This window comes from Paraburkholderia sp. BR14320 (assembly GCF_040948665.1).
GTDB lineage: Bacteria > Pseudomonadota > Gammaproteobacteria > Burkholderiales > Burkholderiaceae > Paraburkholderia > Paraburkholderia youngii.
Window position 1 is genome coordinate 1 of sequence record NZ_JBFPKG010000126.1, and the last position, 4,737, is coordinate 4,737.

The window sequence follows — 4,737 nt, forward strand, 5'->3', positions numbered from 1 at the left end:
GCGCCCACGCGGCCCTCGATCGGCTCGCTCAGATCCGACTGCTCCAGCCGGTAGCGCCCGTCCTCCAGAACGGTCAGCACGAACTTCTCGCCTTCGAATGCTTCCGGAACGTTGAAGCTGGACACCCTGACCGATTCGTTGCCCCACGCATATCCGCCAAATCCAAAGAGACCTGGCGAGGAAAGGCTTTTGGCCTGCCGCCCCAGCCACTCGCCGATCAACGGAAAGCGCTTCGGCCTGGCGCTGATATCGAGGTGCAGATCGTCGACGGCTTTGCCGACCACCATTCTCGACTGGATGATTTCCATCTCGGCCGTCGCCTCCGTCTTGACGTCGAACATGCTCGAGACGTCGCCCAGAGGACTCTTTGAATTGTTGGTCGGGATGCTGTCTTCCACCTGCACGAGAATATCGGCCTGGTACACCGATGGCGCGATAAACGCGTACGCCACGCCCAGGGCGAGCACGCTGCCGGCGATTCCACCGACCAGCCAGCGGTTGGCCATCAGTACGTCGAAATAACGTGAAAGACTGACATCGTTATTGCGGACCACGGCAGCATTCGTAAGGAGAGAGTTCTGATTCATCGAGACCCCAGGGCGGGTGTACGAAAAGGATGGAAGCTGGATTCAAGATGCAGGCGATGCGGACCCGCCGCCTGCTCGAATCAAATCGTCTTATCGTCTACACAGCTTCCGCCGGACCTGGCGCAGACTTCTAATTTTTCGGCATCGGATAGATTGCGCCGGCAGACAGACATCGAGTTATTCATATCAGACGCAACCGCAGCCTATCTGACGGCTTGCCGCACCTCCGTACGCTGCCACACGTTGTCGCTTTTCGGCCCAACGTCACACTCGATTCAACCGCGAATAGTCGGATATGTATCGCGCGACCGCACGCAAAGGTGCTACCGCTTGGTGACGAAATGCCAGAGCGCCGCACACTCGGTATCCGATATCCGGTAGTGAGGCATGGCTTTGCGCAACAAAACGTTGGCCGGGTCGATGCCTTCCCTCAGCGCCCTGCAGAACGTTGCCTGATCGTAACTGCTCGCCGGACCGTCCCTTCGACTCTTCGCAGGAAACAGGCTGCCGGCGGTCAACGGTGGCGCGAATGCGTCGGCCGCGCCGGTTTGCGAATGACAGTTCGCGCAACGGGTGGTCGAGCCGGGCAGCAGATGATCGTCGTCGCGCAATTGCGCCGCGACGGAATGCTGCCCATTAAAGATCGCGCACCCGAGATCCTTCGGCTCGCAAAGCGGCGCGGCGTGCGCAACATGCGTGATGCCCGCCAACCCCAGTATCAGCGCCACACGCGCCGCGGTCCGCCGTGACAGTAACGCCATCACTGAATCTGCACCGTGCGCGAAACGCTCGGCACGCCCTTCGCGTTCAGGCCAAACAGCATGTAGTAGCCAGGCACGACTACACCCGGATCGGAAGGAATATTGATCAGATATTCACCCGCCGTTCCTACCGTGAAACTCACGGGTACCCGCCGCTGCTCGTTGTTGATCGCGTGGGTCGACGAAGACATGCGCATCAACGCAAAGGCCGTGATGCCACTGCTGCCCGTCACCGCGATCGATGTCCCGAGCTGTGCGGTGGTCGGCGCGGCTGTGAGGGTCGGTCGGGTTGCCGCCGAGCCGTCCGCGTTCAGCAGGTACGGCGGGGTGAGTATTTCGAGGTTCGTGTGATTTGTCGAGCAACTTCCGCACAGTCCACCGCCGCCACTCAGTACGCGACCGTCCGGCAACAGCAGTCCGATGCTGTGATAGTTACGCGGCACGGCTTGCGGCGGGAGCAGCGAGAAAGTCTTGGTGGTAGGGTCCCACAACTCTGGCGCCAGCACGGCGGTGTCGTCCGAAAACGTTACCGGGTACGCCTCTCCGCCTAAGACTACCACCTGACCGTTCGGCAAGACCACGCTGGTGTGAAAGGCGCGGCGGTAATTCATCGGCGTAAGCGTTTGCGTCACCGCGGTGCCGCTACTGATGTCGATTAGCGTGGCGTTCGCAGTCGCGTTGGCGTACTCGTAGCTCGTCGCACCGCCAACAGCCAGGATCTTGCCAATATCGTACATAACGGCGTTGCCGTTCATCGCATCGGTATCGCTGCCCCGGTTGCCGGCAGGCGTCACGTTGCCCGCGCCGGCGGTATCGAACCAGTGCATCGCAACGCTCGGACCGGCGTGGAAGACTCGCCCATTTGCCACCGCAAACAGCCATGCATGATTGTCGGAGCGGAAAATGCCAGCCGCGTCATTCGTGAGGATGTAGTCGGCGAGAATGGCGCTGTTGACCTGCCAACCCGTACTCGGTGACCAGGTTTCGCCGGTCTTGCCGCCTTCGCCTCCGTTCCACGAACCACCCACCTGGAATACGTTGCCATTGCTCAACGTTACGCTGCCCTGATAGGCGCGCGCAATTTTCATTAAAGGACCTGACGACCATTTTCCAGTCGAAGGCGTGTAAAAGCTCGTCTCGTCACTGCTCGAGCCACCGGTGACGTAAATACGACCATCCGGAAGATTGACGATGCCCGGACAGAACATATCGTGGCCGGTATTCGTCACGTACACCTGTTTGCTGGTACCGGTAGTCGGGTTGAAGATTGCGGTGTACGTGTTGCCGGGGGTGACTTCGCCAGCCGTAAAGTCCAGCTTCTTGTCAGCGGACCACACTACCACCGTTCCATCGGGAAGATTCGCCGCAGCAGCCGGCACGATCGACAGGTTATAGGGTGTAGTCCACTTCGCCGGCAATGTTTTCGCGGTCATGCCGCTGATCTGCCACGTCTGCAGCGGGGCGCCGCTGCAGGGCTGCTGCGTGATCTGCGAGCCCTGTGCCGTGAGACTCGCAACCGCCAGACACAAGTTGCTCTGCGACGCGACGATTGCAAAGCCGCCACCTTGCGGTATGAGTTGAAAGCTTTGATTCGGCTGGCCATTGCAGGTCCACTGGTCCGCTCCAGCGCCGGCGTCCGTGCTTACACCGTAGATATCGAGGCACAGATTACTGTTGACGTTGACGAACTGATAAAGCCCGTTGTTCTGGGTCAATGTCCAAAGCTCGTTGTTCTGCCCATTGCAGGTCCACTGGATGACCGAGGCGCCAGGCGTTGTCGATTCGGCGTTCACATCGGCGCACAAGCTGGTGCCGTTAACGGTGATTGTGCTCGATGTCTGCGCGTGCGCAGTCGTGGAGAAGATTGAAAGCACCGGCAAGAATGCAATTAGCAGCAATGCTTTCACCCACCTGTCGAATAACTGCGACCTCAACCTAAGCGATTTTTTTTGTGACATGTTCTCAGTCCAATAGGTTACACACGCCCTAATGCGCCCAGTACCTCGCAAACTTGATCCGCGCGGGGCAGGTCATCGCTTCGCCAGCGCAACATTGCGTTAGCGTCGAAGCAGTAGATTTGGGTCGAGTGATCGGCAATGTTGCCGAGTGGCAAGGTGCTGCCCGAAAGCGCGGTGCGCATCCGGTCGACGTCCTGCAACGTCGGCGTGGCCGCCCACCATTCGGGTCCGGCCTGGAAGCGCTTGAGCCATGCGTGCAACGCAGGCGGCGAGTCGGAAAGCGGATCGATTCCGATCGACACCAACTGAACGGGATAGCGATGCTGCAACTGCGATATCCGTTGCTGAACGGTGCTGAACAGCGCACCCTGCAAAGGACAAACTGAACTGCATCCTGTGTAAATCGTCTGCAACGCAGTCACTTTCCGATGCAACAGGTCGGTCAGCAGCTGCTTCTGGCCGCTTTGATTGATCACCCAGTAGTCGTCGAGACGAATAGGCGGCGTGACGAGTCCCACGCTTGCGTGCTGCGCATATAGCGGAAAAGAAATGCCGGCTAACGCCGCCGCCGATACGCCACGCAGCAGCGCACGGCGACTCGGGTTTCCGAGCGGCGCGCACGCACGCAACGCCGCGCGACTCGGCGCGTGTTGATGAAACATGAATGTGATCTCCCGCAACGTGTAACTATCTTCAGTACTATTCGTCGCCATCTTTATTGCGTGTTACCCGCGCGGCAAATTCGCAGACGTCGCGCGACGGCTACGTTCGCTCTCTGGCGAATCAACGGCAATGGTGAGCGTAGCAGGGAACCTTCCGGAAAATGACAGCGTCTGGCCCGCGACTTGCCGCGTTTTGTGAGGTCGACCACATAACCATGAACCTCCAAAAAACTGGGCGCTGAGAAGGTCCAAGCAAAGCTCTTTTTTGACTTGCAAATCGCGAGTTGCGCACTGAATCAGGAAGCGCGGTGGAAGTGAACAGGTGTTTCGCTGGCGATGATGTGTAAGTCTCCGCCCCTTGCTCGCGCTGATCTCTTTATTCAAAGCTCAAAATCGAATCGTCGCGAAATCCGCATTTTGCGATTTATTTAGTGCGCCCGGACAGTTCAAAAAAATCCATCGCCCGGCACCTTCTCTTTCGAAAACCATACTAATGAATTCAGTTAGGTTTTCAGTCATCGGCCAAGAACTATACGTTGGCGCAAAAGAGGTACCCGACCCCTGTCCCTAGCCGCCAAGTAACAATTTTGTAACGGTTCTTTTGTCGTTTTGTGAACTCAGCTGGAAAGCGTGGGAACGCCTCTAGCAGGCTGCTGAAGTACACCCGAGTTGAAGAGGCCCCGCTCCAATTACGCGACTCTCGTCGCAAGATTTTTCGCATTGTGCAGATTCAATGCGAATTCACCGTCCCTTTAAGCGTTTTGAGGCC

The 4,737-nt window shown here is 58.3% G+C and carries 4 protein-coding genes; all 4 read right to left on the reverse strand.

The features are described from left to right. The coding region (locus tag AB3X89_RS38905; RefSeq protein ID WP_368587900.1) for a Wzz/FepE/Etk N-terminal domain-containing protein at positions 1-587 on the reverse strand (587 nt) is incomplete at its 3' end. A gap of 323 nt (positions 588-910) precedes the next feature. Next, entirely contained in the window at positions 911-1,348 is a 438-nt protein-coding gene (locus AB3X89_RS38910; protein WP_368587901.1) for a hypothetical protein, read from the reverse strand. Beyond that, positions 1,348-3,306 carry an RICIN domain-containing protein gene (locus AB3X89_RS38915; protein WP_368587902.1) on the reverse strand — a complete coding sequence of 653 codons (1,959 nt, stop codon included), beginning with the start codon at positions 3,304-3,306 and terminating at the stop codon, positions 1,348-1,350. Before AB3X89_RS38915 ends, AB3X89_RS38910 begins: the two co-directional genes overlap by 1 nt. Before the next feature lie 17 nt (positions 3,307-3,323). Further along, entirely contained in the window at positions 3,324-3,968 is a 645-nt protein-coding gene (locus AB3X89_RS38920) for an SCO family protein (RefSeq protein WP_368587903.1), read from the reverse strand. Positions 3,969-4,737: the final 769 nt, after the last annotated feature.

Excerpts from the sequence above, each read along its gene's own strand:
- AB3X89_RS38915 (WP_368587902.1), bottom strand. The coding sequence starts at position 3,306 with ATGTCACAAAAAAAATCGCTTAGGTTGAGGTCGCAGTTATTCGACAGG.
- AB3X89_RS38920 (WP_368587903.1), bottom strand. The coding sequence starts at position 3,968 with ATGTTTCATCAACACGCGCCGAGTCGCGCGGCGTTGCGTGCGTGCGCG.
- AB3X89_RS38910 (WP_368587901.1), bottom strand. The coding sequence starts at position 1,348 with ATGGCGTTACTGTCACGGCGGACCGCGGCGCGTGTGGCGCTGATACTG.